Source organism: Pseudomonas sp. OG7 (genome assembly GCF_014192825.1).
GTDB lineage: Bacteria > Pseudomonadota > Gammaproteobacteria > Pseudomonadales > Pseudomonadaceae > Aquipseudomonas > Aquipseudomonas monteilii.
Window position 1 is genome coordinate 91,975 of the sequence record NZ_JACHYK010000011.1, and the last position, 16,872, is coordinate 108,846.

The 16,872-nt window shown below is 62.8% G+C and carries 18 protein-coding genes; 11 read left to right on the forward strand and 7 right to left on the reverse strand.

What is annotated here, in order from left to right; translation table 11 throughout:
• Positions 1 to 74 precede the first annotated feature (74 nt).
• From FHW75_RS24310 to sthA, 3 genes are all read left to right on the forward strand, one after another.
• Positions 75 to 1,538, forward strand: coding sequence for a glyceraldehyde-3-phosphate dehydrogenase (locus FHW75_RS24310; RefSeq protein WP_016714907.1), 1,464 nt, complete (start codon positions 75 to 77; stop codon positions 1,536 to 1,538).
• Between the two features lie 157 nt (positions 1,539 to 1,695).
• Positions 1,696 to 2,694 carry an FAD:protein FMN transferase gene (locus FHW75_RS24315; protein WP_025754457.1) on the forward strand — a complete coding sequence of 333 codons (999 nt, stop codon included), beginning with the start codon at positions 1,696 to 1,698 and terminating at the stop codon, positions 2,692 to 2,694.
• Between the two features lie 204 nt (positions 2,695 to 2,898).
• Complete coding sequence (sthA, locus tag FHW75_RS24320; RefSeq protein WP_025754456.1) at positions 2,899 to 4,293, forward strand: Si-specific NAD(P)(+) transhydrogenase; 1,395 nt, start codon at positions 2,899 to 2,901, stop codon at positions 4,291 to 4,293.
• Between the two features lie 48 nt (positions 4,294 to 4,341).
• On the opposite strand, the gene FHW75_RS24325 is transcribed toward sthA, so the two are convergent.
• The gene (locus FHW75_RS24325; protein ID WP_019096214.1) at positions 4,342 to 5,058 is read right to left on the reverse strand and encodes a glycerophosphodiester phosphodiesterase; all 717 of its coding nucleotides are present in this window, start codon (positions 5,056 to 5,058) and stop codon (positions 4,342 to 4,344) included.
• 31 nt (positions 5,059 to 5,089) lie between these two features.
• Entirely contained in the window at positions 5,090 to 5,674 is a 585-nt protein-coding gene (locus FHW75_RS24330) for a PilZ domain-containing protein (protein WP_016714910.1), read from the reverse strand.
• Between the two features lie 93 nt (positions 5,675 to 5,767).
• Between FHW75_RS24330 and FHW75_RS24335 the strand changes: the two genes are divergently transcribed.
• From FHW75_RS24335 to FHW75_RS24345, 3 genes are all read left to right on the forward strand, one after another.
• Positions 5,768 to 7,018 carry a lipoprotein-releasing ABC transporter permease subunit gene (locus FHW75_RS24335; RefSeq protein ID WP_019096215.1) on the forward strand — a complete coding sequence of 417 codons (1,251 nt, stop codon included), beginning with the start codon at positions 5,768 to 5,770 and terminating at the stop codon, positions 7,016 to 7,018.
• Between the two features lie 7 nt (positions 7,019 to 7,025).
• Positions 7,026 to 7,709 (forward strand): lipoprotein-releasing ABC transporter ATP-binding protein LolD, encoded by a 684-nt coding sequence (gene lolD, locus FHW75_RS24340; RefSeq protein ID WP_174244669.1) that lies wholly within the window; start codon positions 7,026 to 7,028, stop codon positions 7,707 to 7,709.
• Positions 7,710 to 7,770: 61 nt separating this feature from the next.
• The gene (locus tag FHW75_RS24345; protein WP_026020291.1) at positions 7,771 to 9,012 is read left to right on the forward strand and encodes a lipoprotein-releasing ABC transporter permease subunit; all 1,242 of its coding nucleotides are present in this window, start codon (positions 7,771 to 7,773) and stop codon (positions 9,010 to 9,012) included.
• A 41-nt stretch (positions 9,013 to 9,053) separates the two neighbouring features.
• On the opposite strand, the gene FHW75_RS24350 is transcribed toward FHW75_RS24345, so the two are convergent.
• Positions 9,054 to 10,406 (reverse strand): heavy metal sensor histidine kinase, encoded by a 1,353-nt coding sequence (locus FHW75_RS24350; protein WP_019096217.1) that lies wholly within the window; start codon positions 10,404 to 10,406, stop codon positions 9,054 to 9,056.
• The gene (gene cinR, locus FHW75_RS24355) at positions 10,403 to 11,083 is read right to left on the reverse strand and encodes a two-component system response regulator CinR (protein WP_019096218.1); all 681 of its coding nucleotides are present in this window, start codon (positions 11,081 to 11,083) and stop codon (positions 10,403 to 10,405) included. The genes FHW75_RS24350 and cinR overlap by 4 nt, the downstream gene beginning before the upstream one ends.
• 160 nt (positions 11,084 to 11,243) lie before the next feature.
• On the opposite strand from cinR, the gene FHW75_RS24360 reads away from it, so the two are divergent.
• Together FHW75_RS24360 and queF are read left to right on the forward strand one after the other, a co-directional pair.
• On the forward strand, positions 11,244 to 11,753 hold the full coding sequence (locus FHW75_RS24360; protein ID WP_019096219.1) for a plastocyanin/azurin family copper-binding protein: 510 nt from the start codon (positions 11,244 to 11,246) through the stop codon (positions 11,751 to 11,753).
• 68 nt (positions 11,754 to 11,821) lie between these two features.
• The gene (gene queF / locus FHW75_RS24365; protein WP_019096220.1) at positions 11,822 to 12,652 is read left to right on the forward strand and encodes an NADPH-dependent 7-cyano-7-deazaguanine reductase QueF; all 831 of its coding nucleotides are present in this window, start codon (positions 11,822 to 11,824) and stop codon (positions 12,650 to 12,652) included.
• 71 nt (positions 12,653 to 12,723) lie between these two features.
• Here queF and FHW75_RS24370 read toward each other — a convergent pair whose 3' ends face one another.
• Both FHW75_RS24370 and FHW75_RS24375 read right to left on the reverse strand, forming a co-directional pair.
• Positions 12,724 to 12,987 carry a DUF4404 family protein gene (locus FHW75_RS24370; RefSeq protein ID WP_183674830.1) on the reverse strand — a complete coding sequence of 88 codons (264 nt, stop codon included), beginning with the start codon at positions 12,985 to 12,987 and terminating at the stop codon, positions 12,724 to 12,726.
• A gap of 122 nt (positions 12,988 to 13,109) precedes the next feature.
• Entirely contained in the window at positions 13,110 to 13,676 is a 567-nt protein-coding gene (locus FHW75_RS24375) for a hypothetical protein (RefSeq protein ID WP_027609597.1), read from the reverse strand.
• A gap of 201 nt (positions 13,677 to 13,877) precedes the next feature.
• Here FHW75_RS24375 and FHW75_RS24380 point away from each other — a divergent pair, with 201 nt between their 5' ends.
• A complete protein-coding gene (locus tag FHW75_RS24380) occupies positions 13,878 to 14,585 on the forward strand; it encodes a VacJ family lipoprotein (RefSeq protein WP_025754453.1) in 708 nt (235 codons plus the stop codon).
• A 38-nt stretch (positions 14,586 to 14,623) separates the two neighbouring features.
• On the opposite strand, the gene FHW75_RS24385 is transcribed toward FHW75_RS24380, so the two are convergent.
• The gene (locus FHW75_RS24385; protein ID WP_019096596.1) at positions 14,624 to 14,923 is read right to left on the reverse strand and encodes a PilZ domain-containing protein; all 300 of its coding nucleotides are present in this window, start codon (positions 14,921 to 14,923) and stop codon (positions 14,624 to 14,626) included.
• 281 nt (positions 14,924 to 15,204) lie between these two features.
• Here FHW75_RS24385 and rssB point away from each other — a divergent pair, with 281 nt between their 5' ends.
• Both rssB and rssC read left to right on the forward strand, forming a co-directional pair.
• Complete coding sequence (gene rssB / locus FHW75_RS24390) at positions 15,205 to 16,386, forward strand: two-component system response regulator RssB (protein ID WP_183674834.1); 1,182 nt, start codon at positions 15,205 to 15,207, stop codon at positions 16,384 to 16,386.
• Entirely contained in the window at positions 16,383 to 16,865 is a 483-nt protein-coding gene (gene rssC / locus FHW75_RS24395; protein WP_019096598.1) for an anti-sigma factor antagonist RssC, read from the forward strand. Before rssB ends, rssC begins: the two co-directional genes overlap by 4 nt.
• Positions 16,866 to 16,872 lie beyond the last annotated feature (7 nt).

Sequence of the window (16,872 nt, forward strand, 5' to 3'; positions counted from 1 at the left end):
CGTGACTGCGACAGGCGCTCATTGCCGGTTCCGCGTTGGGGCGTCATAATGTAGCCCCTTTTTTCTGTCCCTACATGTGGAAGGTTCCCGTGACTCAGAAGCCCGACCAGTGTCTTGGTGAGTGGATCGATCGTGAAGCCCTGGCTGAAGCGATGATCCCGCTTATCGGTCAGCTCTACCGCAACAACAACGTGGTGAGCTCGATTTATGGCCGCAGCCTGATCAACCGTTCGGTTATCTCGATCCTCAAGGCGCACCGCTTTGCGCGTCATCGTCAAGCCGACGAAACCGAACTGTCCGTCCACGAGACATTCCCACTGCTCAAGGCCATGAGCGAGCTGAAACTGGGCGCCGCTTCGGTCGACCTGGGCAAGCTGGCCAACAAGTTCAAGCAGGAAGGCAATGGCCGCACTGCCGAGCAGTTCGTCCGTGAAGAGCTGGCTGACGTGGTTGGCCAGCAGAACGCTTCGGCCCGTAAAGGCACCGACGTTGTCCTGTACGGCTTCGGTCGCATCGGCCGCCTGCTGGCGCGCATCCTGATCGAGAAGACCGGTGGTGGCGACGGCCTGCGCCTGCGTGCCATCGTCGTGCGCAAAGGCGCCGAAAACGACCTGGTCAAGCGTGCCAGCCTGCTGCGTCGTGACTCGGTTCACGGCCCGTTCGATGGCACCATCACCATCGATGAAGCCAACAACACCATCACCGCCAACGGCAACCTGATCCAGGTTATCTACGCCAAGAGCCCGAGCGAAGTCGACTACACCCAGTACGGCATCGACAACGCGCTGATCGTCGACAACACCGGCGTATGGCGTGACGCTGACGGCCTGGGTCAGCACCTGGCCTGCCCGGGCGCTGCCCGCGTGATCCTCACCGCACCTGGCAAGGGCGCGCTGAAGAACATCGTGCACGGCATCAACCACGGTGACATCGCCGCCGATGACAAGATCATCTCGGCAGCTTCCTGCACCACCAACGCCATCGTGCCGGTACTCAAGGCCATCAACGACCAGTACGGCATCGTCAACGGCCACGTCGAAACCGTTCACTCGTTCACCAACGACCAGAACCTGATCGACAACTTCCACAAGGGCAGCCGCCGTGGCCGTGCCGCGCCGCTGAACATGGTCATCACCGAAACCGGCGCCGCCACTGCTGCCGCCAAGGCACTGCCAGTGCTGAAGGGCAAGCTGACCGGCAACGCCATTCGCGTGCCGACGCCGAACGTTTCGATGGCCATCCTGAACCTGAACCTGGAAAAGGCCACCTCGCGCGACGAGATCAACGAGTACCTGCGCCAGACCGCCATGCACTCGGAGCTGCACAAGCAGATCGACTACGTCAGCTCGCAGGAAGTGGTTTCGACCGACTTCGTCGGCTCGCGCCACGCCGGTGTGGTTGACGCTGAAGCCACCATCGCCAACGACAACCGCGTTGTTCTGTACGTCTGGTACGACAACGAGTTCGGTTACAGCTGCCAGGTGGTTCGCGTGATGGAAGAGATGGCCGGTGTGAACCCGCCAGCGTTTCCACGCTAATGCGCTTGTAAGGCAATGAAAAAACGGGAACCTTCGGGTTCCCGTTTTTTTTGCCTGGAGTAAGTTGTGTGGCGTCTGTTAGATCGAGCGCCGCCCGCGCGGCGCTCGATATGTGCCACACCACAAAATTCAAGCCAAGCACCCAGGAACCGATTTTTTGCGCAAAGCCTTACTGTCCTTCCTCCTGCTGCTAACCGCCTGCAACCAAGGCCCTACCCTGGAGCGCCTGGGTGGCCCGACCATGGGCAGCAGCTACAGCATCCAGTACGTCCGTGAGCCCGGCGGCCCGGCGCCGGAGCAGGTGCAAGCGGCGGTCGAAACCATCCTGGGCGACATCGACCAGCACTATTCGACCTACCGCGCAGACTCCGTTGTCAGCCTGTTCAACCAGTTGCCCGCCAACCAGTGCCTGGCCCTGCCGCCCGACATGCTCGAACTGGTCAACCTTGGCCAGCATCTGGCCGAGCAGAGCGATGGCGCCTTCGACCTCACTGTCGAGCCCTTGCTCGACCTGTGGGGCTTTGGCCCCCAGGCCCGCCACGAGCAGGTGCCGGACCCGCAAGCCCTGGCTCAGGTGCGCCAGCGCGTGGGCTACCGGCACTTGCACATCAAAGGGCAGGCCCTGTGCAAGGACGCCCAGGTGCAGCTCGACTTCAACAGCATGGCCGCTGGCCATGCCGTCGACCTGATTGCCGCTCGCCTGCAAGCCATGGGCGTAACCCGCTTTGTCGCCGAGGCCACTGGCGAGCTCAAGGCGGTCGGCCGCAAACCTGACGGCAGCCCTTGGCGCATCGCCCTGGAACTGCCCCGTGAAGACCGCCAGATCGCACGCCAGATCATCCCGGTCAATGGCCTTTCAGTATCAACCTCGGGTGACTATCGGCACTATTTCGAGCAGAATGGCCGGCGCTATTCGCACGCCTTCGATGCCCGCCTGGGGCGCCCGGTGCAACATGACCTGGCCGCCGTCACCGTGCTACACGCTTCGGCGCTGCAGGCCGACGGTTATTCGACGCTGCTGCTGATCCTTGGTCCCGAGCGTGGCTGGGACTTTGCCCTGGCGCATGGCCTGGCTGCGGTATTGGTGACTCGGGCCGAGGGTGGCTTCGTCTCCCGAGCTACGCCCGCATTCGAACGGGCGGTGAAAGGCGATTGAAAGCGCAGGCAGGGATGATTGCCGCCAGGGAATGGGTAAACCATATGTAGTGCGGGCGAAATTGGCCTACGACGCGACCAAGGGTTAATGTGCGCGGCGTTCACGCTTGATTAGACTGCACCCGAATTTTCTCATGACGCCCCGGCGGCATGATCGCGCCCCGCGAGCGACCGTGGCTTGCGGGCCAGTTCTGAAGGAGTACGCATGGCTGTCTACAACTACGACGTAGTGGTGCTGGGTTCCGGCCCGGCCGGTGAAGGTGCGGCAATGAACGCCGCCAAAGCAGGGCGCAAGGTAGCGATGGTCGATGACCGTCGCCAGGTTGGTGGCAACTGCACCCACTTGGGTACCATCCCGTCCAAGGCACTGCGTCACTCGGTGCGGCAGATCATGCAGTTCAACACCAACCCGATGTTCCGTGCCATCGGTGAGCCACGCTGGTTCTCGTTCCCGGACGTGCTGAAAAGCGCCGAGAAGGTGATTGCCAAGCAGGTGGCATCGCGCACTGGCTACTACGCCCGTAACCGCGTTGACTTGTTCTTCGGCACCGGCAGCTTTGCCGACGAGCAAACCGTCGAAGTGGTGTGCCCGAACGGCGTGGTGGAAAAACTCAACGCCAAGCACATCATCATCGCCACTGGTTCGCGCCCGTATCGCCCGGCCGACATCGACTTCCACCACCCGCGTGTCTACGACAGCGACACCATCCTCAGCCTCAGCCACACCCCGCGCAAGCTGATCGTGTACGGCGCCGGTGTGATCGGTTGCGAATACGCCTCGATCTTCAGTGGCCTGGGCGTGCTGGTAGAGCTGGTGGACAACCGTGGGCAGCTGCTGAGCTTCCTGGATTCGGAAATTTCCCAGGCGTTGAGCTACCACTTCAGCAACAACAACATCACCGTGCGCCACAACGAAGAGTATGAGCGCGTCGAAGGCCTGGACAACGGGGTTGTCCTGCACCTGAAGTCGGGCAAGAAGATCAAGGCCGACGCCTTGCTGTGGTGCAACGGCCGTACCGGCAACACCGACAAGCTGGGCCTGGAGAACATCGGTATCAAGGTTAACGGCCGTGGCCAGATCGAGGTCGACGAGGCCTACCGCACCAGCGTGCCGAACATCTACGGTGCAGGCGACGTGATCGGCTGGCCAAGCCTGGCCAGTGCGGCCCATGACCAGGGCCGTTCAGCGGCTGGCAGCATCGTCGACAATGGCAGCTGGCGCTTCGTCAATGACGTGCCGACCGGCATCTATACCATTCCGGAGATCAGCTCGATCGGCAAGAACGAGCAGGAGCTGACCCAGGCCAAGGTGCCGTACGAAGTGGGCAAGGCCTTCTTCAAGAGCATGGCGCGCGCGCAGATCGCCGGCGAGCCGCAGGGCATGCTGAAGATCCTGTTCCACCGCGAAACCCTGGAAATCCTCGGCGTGCACTGCTTCGGCTACCAGGCTTCGGAAATTGTCCACATCGGCCAGGCGATCATGAACCAGCCGGGTGAGCACAACAACCTGAAGTACTTCGTCAACACCACGTTCAACTACCCGACCATGGCCGAAGCCTACCGGGTAGCTGCCTACGATGGCCTGAACCGGCTTTTTTGAGCGGCTCCGACCGGTGGCCTGAGCCGGTCGGAGAGACCGATTTCAACCCTACCCGAGGGTGGTCTTGGCCAAACCGGGAAAGTCTGTAATCAGGCTGTCCACGCCAAAGTCAGCGAGCCGGCGCATCAGTGCCGGTTCGTTGACCGTCCACACCGACACGTGCAAGCCCTGGCCCTGTGCTTTCAGCAGGCGCTCGGGGGTGCACAGTGTCCAGTTCAGGGCCAGCATCTCGCAGCCGTAGTTCTGCGCCACCTTCAACGGGTCGAGCCAGGCGTATTCGGCTACCAGCCCGCGTTTCACGTCTGGCACCAGCTCCTGGGCTGCGCCCAATACTTCGCGTGAGCTGGAGGTGATGGTTACCTTGTCCAGCAGGCCGTATTGCTGGGCCAGTTCGCGGATCGCCAGCACGGTGGTGGCGGCGCGGGTGCGCGAAGCGCTCTTGACTTCCAGCTGCCAGTGCTCGAACGGGCACTTCTCGAACAGTTCTTCCAGTTTTGGAATAGGGCAGGGCTGCACATGGCCCGGGCCGCCTTTACGTGCGTCGATTTTCACCAGGTCGGCGGCCGGGTGCTCGACCACCTTGCCGCGTTTGCCGGTGGTGCGCTTGAGGGTAGGGTCGTGTATCACCATCAGCTCGTTGTCGGCCGACAGGTGAAGGTCCAGCTCGCAGCGGGTGACGCCGTGGGACAGGCACTGGCGAAAGCTGGTCAGGGTGTTCTCGGGTGCTTCGCCCTTGGCGCCGCGATGGCCGTAGATCAGGGTCACGTTCGTTCCTTCAAATCAGGGGAAAATAGGCTCAGGAGGCGGGGTCGTTCTGTTCCAGCTGCTGGCGCCGTTGTTGTTGCTGGCGCTGCAGGATGTAGCGGGCCAGCAGTTGACGCTGGGCGTCGGTCATGTCGGTAAACTCGGTGCCGACCTCGAAGCCGCCCTCCGGGCGCGGGTCGCAATGGGTGACCTTGCCGCGCAGCAGCAGGCCATGGGCGCGCGGCATCAGCACCATTTTCACTTTTACCCGGGTGCCGGGGGCAATCTGCGTGGCTTGGGCGAATTCGATACCGCCTTCGGAGATGACCACCGGCAGCGGCTGGCCGACTTCGCCAAGCAGGGTTTGCGCAACCACCGCGCTAAGCAGGTCGAGGCGCTTGTTCTGTGCCCGCAGGAAGGCAGCGAGGGTGCGGTCCTTGTCACTCAGCTGGCGCAGCAGGTGCTGCGACTCGAAGTCGGACAGATGCAGTTCGCTGAGCAGGTTGAACAGCGGGGAATCATCTTGCAACACATCTGGGTCGAGGGCTTCGGCCGCGCTGAGGGGGCTTATTTGAAGTGCGATCCGATCTTCGATGCGGTAGTATTCGCGGCGATCTTCTTCGTCTAATGTCGTCATGGCGAACCCAAGGTAGCGGCGGTGGTCCGAGTGTAAAGCCGCCGTAGGCGCCTCGCCACAAGGACGTTCCCTTTCATCCGAACAAGCCCCGACATGTTCAGACCTCTTTTCGCATTCATCGGTACGCGTTATACCCGTGCCAAACGCCGTAATCACTTCGTCTCGTTCATTTCCCTGACCTCGATGATCGGCCTCGCCCTGGGCGTGGTGGTGATGATCGTGGTGCTGTCGGTGATGAACGGTTTCGACCACGAGATGCGCACCCGTGTGCTCGGTATGGTCCCGCATGCCACGCTGGAGAGCGGCCAGCCCATAACCGACTGGCCTGCCCTTGCCCAACAAGTAAAGCAGAATCCGCAGGTGGTGGCGGTAGCGCCTTTCACCCAGATGCAGGGCCTGCTGACCCATGACGGCAAGGTGCAGAAGGTGCTGCTCAACGGCATCGACCCGGCCCGCGAGCGCGAGGTGTCGATTATCGACAACTTCATCTTGCAAGGCCGCCTCGACCAGCTGGCGCCGGGCGAGTGGGGCATCATGATAGGCGACAAGGCTGCGGCCAAGCTGGGTGTGACCATTGGCGACAAACTCACCTTCGTCGCCCCCGAAGTCAGCGTGACGCCTGCCGGCATGTTCCCGCGCATGAAGCGCTTCACCGTGGTGGGCACCTTCCATGTGGGCGCGGGGGAGATCGACGGCTATCTGGGCCTGACCAACATCAGCGACCTGTCCCGCCTGCACCGCTGGAAGCCCGACCAGGTACAGGGCCTGCGCCTGAAGTTCGACGACCTGTTCCAGGCGCCACGGGTGGCCTGGAGCATTGCCCAGCAGCTGGGTGACCAGGAGTACTACAGCCGCGACTGGACCCGCACCCACGGCAACCTGTACCAGGCCATCCGCATGGAAAAGGCCATGATCGGCCTGCTGTTGCTGCTGATCGTGGCGGTGGCGGCGTTCAACATCATTTCCACGCTGGTGATGGTGGTGAACGACAAGCGTGGTGACATTGCCATCCTGCGCACACTGGGCGCCACGCCCGGGCAGATCATGCTCATCTTCATGGTCCAGGGCACGGTAATCGGGGTGATCGGTACCCTGATCGGCGCTGTGGTCGGGATTGTTGCCGCGCTGAACGTGAGTGCGGCGATCGCCGGCATCGAGAAACTGATCGGGCACAAGTTCCTCAACGCCGACGTGTACTTCATCGATTACCTGCCCTCGCAGATCCAGGCCCAGGACGTGTACATGGTCTGCGGTGCGGCGCTGGTCCTGAGTTTCTTCGCCACCCTGTACCCGGCCTGGCGTGCGGCCCGCACCCAGCCTGCAGAGGCGCTACGTTATGAGTGAGTCGCGCATGAGTGATAAAGCCGTTCTGAGTTGCCGCAACCTGGGCAAGTCCTACGACGAGGGCCCGGAGTCGGTGCAGGTGCTGTCCGGGCTCAACCTGGAGCTGCACGCCGGCGAGCGGGTGGCCATTGTCGGCAGCTCCGGTTCGGGCAAGAGTACCTTGCTCAACCTGCTGGGCGGCCTCGACCGGCCGACCCAGGGCAGCGTCTGGCTGGCCGGCGAAGAGCTGTCGGCGCTGGGCGAGCGCGCCCGTGGCCTGCTGCGTAACCGAGAGCTGGGCTTTGTCTACCAGTTCCACCACCTGTTGCCAGAGTTCACCGCCATCGAGAACGTGTGCATGCCGCTGCTGATCGGCCGCACGCCCATCCCCGAGGCCCGTGAGCGCGCCGAGGCGCTGCTCAAGCGCGTGGGCCTGGGCCATCGCCTGAACCACAAGCCGGCCGAGCTGTCCGGTGGTGAGCGCCAGCGTGTGGCGATTGCCCGGGCCCTGGTCAACCGCCCTGGCCTGGTGATGCTCGACGAGCCGACCGGCAACCTCGACCACCATACCGCCCAGGGCATCCAGGAGCTGATGCAGGAGCTGTCCAGCGCCTCGCGCACGGCGTTCCTCGTGGTGACCCACGACCTCAACCTGGCGCGGCAGATGGACCGTGTATTGAAGCTCGACGACGGCCACCTGGTGGCCATCTGATCGACTGCCCGGGGTGGCAGGTGCCGCCCCGTTTTCCTGTTTTCACTGGGTGATTCCGTACATGTTCAGACCCTTGCCCATTTTCATCGGCGCGCGCTACACCCGAGCCAAGCGTCGCAACCACTTCATCTCGTTCATTTCGATGACCTCGATGATCGGCCTGTCGCTGGGTGTGCTGGCGATGATCGTGGTGTTGTCGGTGATGAACGGCTTCCAGCGTGAAATGAGCGCGCGCATTCTTGGCCTGGTGCCGCATGCTGCCATCCTGGGCGTGCAGCCGATGGACGACTGGCACAAGGTGGCCGACGCGGCCCTGCAGAACCCGGCGGTGATGGCGGCAGCGCCGATTACCGAAATGGAAGGCATGCTGTCGTACAAGGGGGCGATGCAGCCGATCCAGGTGGGCGGTATCGACCCGGCCGAAGAGGGCAAGGTCTCTATCGTTGGCCAGCACATCGTGCAGGGCCGCTTGCAGGACCTGCAAGCGGGTGAGTTCGGCGTGGTCATCGGCGAGCTGACGGCGCGTCGCTTTCGCCTGAACACCGGCGACAAGCTGACCCTGATCGTGCCGGAAATCAGCAAGGAGCCGGGCGGGATTACCCCGCGTATGCAGCGCCTGACCGTGGTCGGTATTTTCAAGGTGGGCGCCGAGCTGGACGGTTCGCAGGCTTACATCCACGTGGCGGATGCCGGTGAGATGCAGCGCTGGGCGCCGGGCCAGGTGCAGGGCGTGCGGTTGAAACTGCATGACCTGTATGCCGCGCCGCAGGTGTCCAAGGCCATCGCTGCCGGGCTGGGCGATGCCTACCGCGCCGATGACTGGTCGCACACCCAGGGCAGCCTGTTCAGCGCCATGAAGATGGAAAAGACCATGATCGGCCTGTTGCTGATGATGATCATCGCGGTGGCCGCGTTCAACATCATCGCCACCCTGGTGATGGTGGTGAACGACAAGGGGCCGGACATTGCCATCCTGCGTACCCTGGGCGCCACGCCGGCGCAGATCATGGGCACGTTCATGGTTCAGGGCAGCCTGATCGGCATTGTCGGTACGTTGATTGGTGGCGTGCTGGGGGTGATTGCGGCGTTCAATGTCAGCCAGATCGTTGGATGGCTGGAGCGGGTGAGCGGGCAGCACATCTTTACGTCGGATGTGTACTTTGTCAGCAGCTTACCATCGCAGTTGCAGTGGGGGGATGTGGCGATCATCTGCACTGCGGGCCTGGTGATGAGCTTTTTGGCGACCATTTACCCGGCATATCGGGCATCGCAGGTGCAGCCGGCGATTGGCCTGGCGGTTTGATGTTTACCTGAGAGTCTGGGGGCTGCGAAGCAGCCCCAATTTCAACGATCCTGAGTGAACTCGATCAAAAACCGCGTCCACCCATCCTCGCATTCCGCCCGGATGCACCCGCCATGGGCCTGCACGATCGACCGGGTAATCGCCAAACCCAACCCCGCATGCTCGCTGCTGCCTTCCCGTCGCGCAGGGTCGACCCGGTAGAAGCGGTCGAACAACCGTGGTAGCGCCGCAGGGTCGATAGCCTGCCCGGTATTGGCCACGCAGATTGTAGGCCCCGGCTCCAGCGTCACCCTTATCTGCCCGCCCGCCGGGGTAAACCGCAGGGCGTTGTCCAGCAAGTTGGACAACGCTCGCCGCAGCATATGCCGGTCGCCCTGCAACACGGCTTCTCCCTCACGCAACATCTGCACCCCGCTGTCCTCGGCGAGCGGCGCGTAGTACTCCAGCAGTGCATCCACTTCTTCATGCAACGCCAGCGGCGCCTGCCCCGGCACCAGCAGGCCGTGATCGGCTTTGGCCAGGAACAGCATGTCGTTGATCATCTGCGCCATCCACTGCAGCTCTTCCAGGTTGCCATGCAGCGCCTCGCGGTACTCCTCCAGGCTGCGGGGGCGGGTGAGGGTGACCTGGGTGTGGGTCAGCAGGTTGGACAGGGGGGTACGCAGCTCGTGGGCGATGTCGGCAGAAAACGCCGACAGGCGCTGGAAGGCATCGTCCAGGCGTTGCAGCATGGCGTTCATGCTGGTGGCCAGCTCGGCCAGTTCTTCGGGCATCTGCGCCACCGGCAGGCGGGTGGTGAGCGAACGTGCCGACACGCCAGCGGCCACCTGGCCCATTTGCCGCAAAGGGCGTAGCCCACTGCGTGCGGCCCAGGCGCCAAGCAGCGCGGTGGCCAGCGCCGACAGGCCGACGGTTAGCCAGATCAACCGTTGCATGCCTTGCAGGAAGTGCTGGTGGTGGGTGATGTCCAGGTAAAGGGTGAGTTGCGGCGACGGTGTTGTGGCTTGTGCCAGGTGCACGGCCAGGCTGCGGTAGTCGGTACCTTGCGCGTGCAGGGTAGCCAGCCCCGCTGGCCGTGGTGCCTGCGGCAGCCCTGTGCGGCTTTCGAACCAGGTGGTGCCATCGTTGCCGCTGATGCGCAAGGCCAGGTCGGCCTGGTGGCTCAGCTCATCGTGCAGGGCGGGCAGGCGGGCCTGTAAATCTTCCGGCGTGCTGATGCCGGCCAGTTGTGCGCGGAACAGCGACAGGCGCGAGTCCAGCAATTGTTGGTCCAGCTCGACGAAATGCTGCTCGCTGGCCTTGCTGAACAACAGGCCGGCACCAAGCGAGACGGCTGCTGTGCAGGCGGCGAACAACAGGGCCAAACGGCTGCCGAGGGAAAGCCTGCGCATCAATCTGCACGCTCTTCGAGTACATACCCCATGCCGCGTACGGTGTGGATGAGTTTGTTGGTGTGCGGGTCGTCAATCTTCAGTCGCAAGCGGCGGATTGCCACCTCGATCACGTTGGTGTCGCTGTCGAAGTTCATGTCCCATACCTGCGAGGCAATCAGCGATTTTGGCAGCACCTCGCCCTGGCGGCGCAGCAGCAGTTCGAGCAGGGCGAACTCCTTGGCGGTCAGGTCGATGCGCTGGCCGGCGCGCTCGGCGCGGCGACGGATCAGATCCAGGCGCAGGTCGGCCAAGCTCAGGATGGTGTCCTGGCCGGGGTTGGTGCCACGGCGCAGCAAGGTGCGCACCCGGGCCAGCAGCTCGGAGAAGGCAAAGGGCTTGACCAGGTAATCATCGGCGCCCAGCTCCAGGCCGTGCACCCGGTCTTCGACGGCGTCGCGTGCGGTGAGGAACAGTACCGGCGTGTCGAGGCCGGCCTGGCGCACCGCTTGCAGGATCTGCCAGCCATCCCGGCCGGGCAGCATCACGTCGAGGATCAGCAGGTCATGGTCACCGGTCAGCGCCAGGAACTGGCCGGTTTCGCCATCGGTGGCCAGTTCGGTGGCGAAGCCGGCTTCGCTCAGGCCTTGGCTCAGGTACTGGCCGGTGCGGGCCTGGTCTTCGACGATCAGCAATTTCATTGGGTAGCTTGCCTCCAGCAAGGGCCGGGTGATGCTTGAAATGATACGTGACTATCCCGGTCGTCACTCAAGCTGACAACGTTGTAATCTCCCTGTCAGGTTGCCGCCAGCCGTCCCTGACTAAGGTCGCCTCATACTGTTGTGCATGCCCGGAGTCATCATGAAACACCTGTTCATCGCCGCCACCCTTGCCTTGGTCAGCCTGCCAGCCTTTTCTGCCGAGGCGAAAACCTTCGCCTTCGGCGAGCCGGCCCCGGCGGCCAAAGCCACCCGCACGGTGGACGTGGTGCTCAAAGACATTGCCTTCGAGCCCAAGAGCCTGCAGGTAAAAGCCGGTGAGACGGTGCGCTTCGTGCTGGTCAACGAGGGCAAGCTGCCGCACGAGTTCAACCTGGGTGACAAGGCCATGCATGCCGAGCACCAGAAAGAAATGGTCGCCATGCAAGGCAGGATGTTCACCCAGGCCATGAACCATGAAGGCATGGATCACAGCCAGATGATGGATCACGGTGGCGGCCATGGTCACGGCGGTGGCAATACCGTGCTGGTAATGCCCGGCCAGCGCGCCGAGCTGACCTGGACCTTCCGCCAGTCGGCGCCCATCGAGTTTGCCTGCAACGTACCAGGGCATTACCAGGCCGGTATGGTCGGGGTCTTGACCATCGAGTGACTTGCCCTGCAAGGCGGGGTGCAAAACCGGTAAACTAGGGGCAATTTCGAACCTCTAGGTCAGTTTCCATGCATCCCGCTGCCGAACACTCCCCGCTGGGCAAATCCAGCGAATACGTTGCCACCTACTCCCCGGAGCAGCTGTTCCCGATCCCGCGTACTGCCAAGTGGGCCGAGCTGGGCGTTACCGCGCAGACCTTGCCCTGGCAGGGCGTGGATTACTGGAACTGTTTTGAGCTGAGCTGGCTGCTGCCGTCGGGCAAGCCTGTGGTGGCGATCGGCGAGTTCGCCATTCCGGCTGATTCGCCGAACATCATCGAATCCAAGTCGTTCAAGTTGTACCTCAACTCGCTGAACCAGACGGTGTTCGCCTCGCTGGGCGAGTTGCAGGCGTGCCTGGAAAAAGACCTGTCCGCTGCCGCTGGCAAGCCGGTGGGCGTGAAAGTGCGGACCTTGGCCGAGGTCGAGGCCCAGGGTGTGGTGGCTTTGCCGGGGCTGTGCATCGATGCACTGGATGTGGCCATCAGCAACTACGAGCAGCCGCAGCCGGAACTGCTGCGTTGCGACCCGGAGCGGGTGGTGGAAGAAACCTTGCACAGCCACCTGCTGAAGTCCAACTGCCCGGTTACCGGCCAGCCGGACTGGGGCAGCGTGGTGGTCGAGTACAAGGGCAGGGCGCTGGACCATGCCAGCCTGCTGACCTACCTGATCAGCTTCCGCCAGCATGCCGACTTCCACGAGCAGTGCGTGGAACGCATTTACCTGGACTTGAGGAACCTGCTGCAGCCGGAGCACCTGACGGTGTATGCGCGCTATGTGCGCCGGGGTGGGCTGGACATCAACCCTTACCGCAGCACCGGGGCGATCAGCCCGCAGAACACGCGGCTGGTTAGGCAGTAAGGTTCCCGTACGCTGGGGGGCGCTCTGCGCCCCTTTCGCGGCACAAGGGCTGCAACGCAGCCCCGGCTATTTCAGATCCCCATGCTGTGCAGCGAGTTGGCAATGCTGCGCAGGGTGGCGGTGAGGTCGGGGTGGTCGGCCTCGAAGCGTTCGATCGCCAGGTTCACGCCATCGACCAGGTTGTTGTCCGGGGTGGTTTCCTCAAGTTTCAGTTGCGCCTCGATCTGGCGCGCTTCTTCGTGCAGCGCGGCCAGCTCTTCTTCCGAAAGCGGTACGTTGCGGTCCAGTTGCTCGCGCAAGCTGTTCAGGCGCTCTTGCAATTCGCGGGCAGGCATTGGCAGTTCTCCATCAATGGCTTGGCAAACCATGGACCTCAGCGAAGCGGCAAAGGTTCTGGCCTGTCTTCAGCGTAATCCACCTGCCGCCGCTTTGCATGATCCGTGTCAAAGGTGCTGTATCAGGGTTTTTCACCTTTGCGGCGGCGCTGCGCGATGTCCTGCAGGCAGGTATCCAGCGCTTCGAGGTGGTCGATTACCGAATGCACGCCCAGGCTGAACAGCTCCAGCGTCGCCTTGCCGCGAGCCAGGTCTTGTTCCTGTGTGCTCATGGCTTGCCATTGCTGCGAGCTGCGGTCGCAGAGCGGGCTGCAGGCCGCCAGGCCCACCGTCCACAGGCCCGCGTTAAGGCCCGACTGCAGCAGGCGCGGGTCGCCGCTGACCAGCACGCAGCCGTCCAGGCGTTCGCTGTCCAGGCTCATCAAGGCCTGCCAGCAGGCGTTGGGCGCTGGCCAGCGGACGCCGTTGACCAGGTGCCCTGGCAGCCAGTCGGGCAGCACATGGGCCAGGCGTTTGCTGTGGGCGGCGGTGAGGTCATCCAGCCAGATGCACGGCACCTGGCGATGACGCAGGCTGGCGAGGGTGGCCAGTGCGCCGGGAGCGGGTGAGGGGGTGCCGCCATTGGCAGCCTCCACCAGGCAGCCGCGCAAGCCGAACAGCACAGCGGTGAAGGCGGGTGCAGCGTCCATGGCAACTTCCCCCAAATAGTCCGCAGGCTATTCGCTGATTGTTACCGGCCTGTGACAGGCTCGCCCGCGCAACAGTTGTTCACAAAATATTGAGCAAAAATGTGTAAAGCTGTTTATCGGGCCGCAAGCCTCTATACTGCCGCCTTACCAGCAGCGCGCCCCGTTGCGCGTGCGGCCGAGAAATTCGATGGAGAGACATCTATGCGTAGGATCGGTGCCAGTGTGATCGAACGAGTCACCCAGGCCTGTGTCTGCGCCAGCTTGCTGCTGGCGCCCGTGGCAGCCACCCAGGCCGCCACCGAGGAAGATCCCTGGGAAGCGGTCAACCGCCCGATCTTCCGTTTCAACGATACCCTCGACACCTATGCCCTGAAGCCTTTGGCCAAGGGCTACCAGGCGGTCACCCCGCAGTTCCTTGAAGATGGCATCCACAACATCTTCCGCAACCTGGGCGACGTGACCAACCTGGCCAACGACCTGCTGCAGCTCAAGCCTCATGCAGCGGGCGTGGACACTGCGCGGCTGATCGTCAACACCACGTTCGGCCTGGGCGGCTTCTTCGATGTGGGTACCAAGATGGGCCTGCAACGTAATGACGAGGACTTTGGCCAGACCTTGGGTTATTGGGGCGTGCCGAGCGGCCCGTACGTCGTCATCCCGCTGCTGGGGCCGAGCACCGTACGTGACGGCGTAGCCAAATACCCGGACACCTACACCAAACCCTACCGCTACATCGACCATGTGCCGACGCGCAACTCGATCTTCGCCCTGGACGTGATCGACACCCGTGCCGACCTGCTGTCGGCCGAGAAGCTGATTCAGGGTGACAAGTACATCTTCATTCGCAACGCCTACCTGCAGAACCGCGAGTTCAAGGTGCAGGACGGCGAAGTCGAAGACGACTTCTGATCCGTGGGCTGGCCTGGGGCTGCAACGCGGCCCCAGGTTCAGTGCATCGCCAGAATCCGCAGCCCGAACTTCTGCTGCCCGCCCGGCTGGTCGGCAATCCATACCACTTCGGTGCTGGCATGCAGCCCTTTGAGCGCCGGGTGCTCTGAGTCGATCCGCACCTCGATATGATCCCCCACCAGAAAGCGCTGCGGTGCCTGTACCTGCATGCCGCCGCTGGACAGGTCCAGGCACACCGCCGCAATCACCTGGCCTTCATGCAGCAGGCTGGCCTCGGTGTCGATGCGCATACGGATAAAGTCGCGTTTCTCGCTGTGGCTGGAGGGCGTGTGGGGCATGCTGCATCCTTCCCATCGGGCTGCGCTGGTCGACTTTCTTATAACTCCCGGTGATTTGCCCTGTAAAGAGCGGCGAGGTCGACCCTTGCATGCTTGAAACCCCTGCCGGATGGGAGTACCGTCTGCGCCTTACAAGGTAGCTCTGACAGTTGCCGGAGAGTTGCCGGGCAGGTGTTCTTGTCCTACAACTCAAGTAGAGTGTGACCCTAAAGAATTCCCGTAGCTGGCCGTCTGCCTTGCCGACACCGCTGCACCAACCTAAATCGGCGCCGTTCGCCCACATGCAGAAAACCAGTGCAACGCTGCTGATCATCGATGACGACGACGTGGTCCGTGCGAGCCTCGCCGCCTATCTTGAAGACAGTGGCTTCAGCGTCCTCCAGGCCGGTAATGGCCAGCAGGGGCTTCAGGTCTTCGAAGAACACCAGCCCGACCTCGTGATCTGCGATCTGCGCATGCCGCAGATGGGCGGCCTCGAACTGATCCGCCAGGTCAGCGAGCGCGCGCCGCAGTTGCCGGTGATCGTGGTGTCTGGTGCCGGCGTCATGAGTGATGCGGTTGAAGCGTTGCGCCTGGGCGCCGCCGACTACCTGATCAAACCGCTGGAAGACCTGGCCGTACTCGAGCATTCGGTGCGCCGCGCCCTCGACCGTTCGCGCCTGGTGCTGGAAAACCAGCGCTATCGCGACAAGCTCGAAGCCGCCAACCGCGAACTGGAAGCCAGCCTGCACCTGCTGCAGGAGGACCAGACCGCCGGTCGCCAGGTGCAGATGAACATGCTGCCGGAAAGCCCCTGGGCAGCCGGCGAGTTCGCTTTCGCGCACCAGATCATTCCGTCGCTGTACCTGTCGGGTGATTTTGTCGATTACTTCCGCGTGGACGAGCGGCGCATTGCCTTCTACCTCGCCGATGTTTCCGGGCATGGCGCGTCGTCGGCCTTTGTCACCGTGCTGTTGAAGTTCATGACCACGCGGCTCATGTTCGAGCTCAAGCGCAGCAAGATGCGCGAGTTCAAGCCGTCGGAAGTGCTTAGCCATATCAACCGCGGCCTGATCAATAGCAAGCTGGGCAAGCACGTCACCATGGTCGGCGGTGTGATCGACGAAGAGTCCGGTCTGCTGACCTACGCCGTTGGCGGCCATCTGCCGCTGCCGGTGCTGTACACCTCCGATCACGCCCGCTATCTGGAAGGCCGTGGGCTGCCGGTGGGGCTGTTTGAGGAGGCCACCTACCAGGACCTGGTAGTCGAGTTGCCACCGCAGTTCAGCCTCAGCCTGATGTCCGATGGCATTCTGGACCTTTTGCCGGGTGACACGCTCAAAGATAAAGAAACCGCCTTGCCGGAGATCGTCAAGGCAGCAGGTGGCAGCCTGGATGGGCTGCGTCAACGATTCGGATTGGCTACGCTTGGGGAGATGCCGGATGATATCGCCCTATTGGTGTTGAGCAGGAACCTTCAATGAGTACCGGTAGAATCCAGTTCGCCGAGCAGAGTGGTACCTTCGTACTGAAATTTGTCGGTGAAGTGCGCCTGACCCTGTGTTCGGCGCTGGATGCGACGATCGAGAAGATTTTCACGGCGTTGAACTTCTCGGCGATTGTCATCGACCTGACTGAAACCGAAAGCATCGACAGCACCACCCTGGGCCTGCTGGCCAAGCTGTCGATCCTGTCGCGGCAGAAGGTGGGCTTGCTGCCGACCGTGGTTACCACCAATCCGGACATTTCCCGGTTGCTGCAGTCGATGGGCTTCGATCAGGTGTTCAACATCGTCGATCGCCCAATTCCGTGCCCGGAATGCCTGACCGACCTGCCATCGCAGGACCAGAACGAAGACGTGGTGCGCTCCAAGGTGCTGGAGGCGCACAAGATCCTCATGGGCCTGAACGACTCCAACCGCGAAGCGTTCCATGACCTGGTCAGTGCGCTGGAGCGAAGCTGACCTGTTG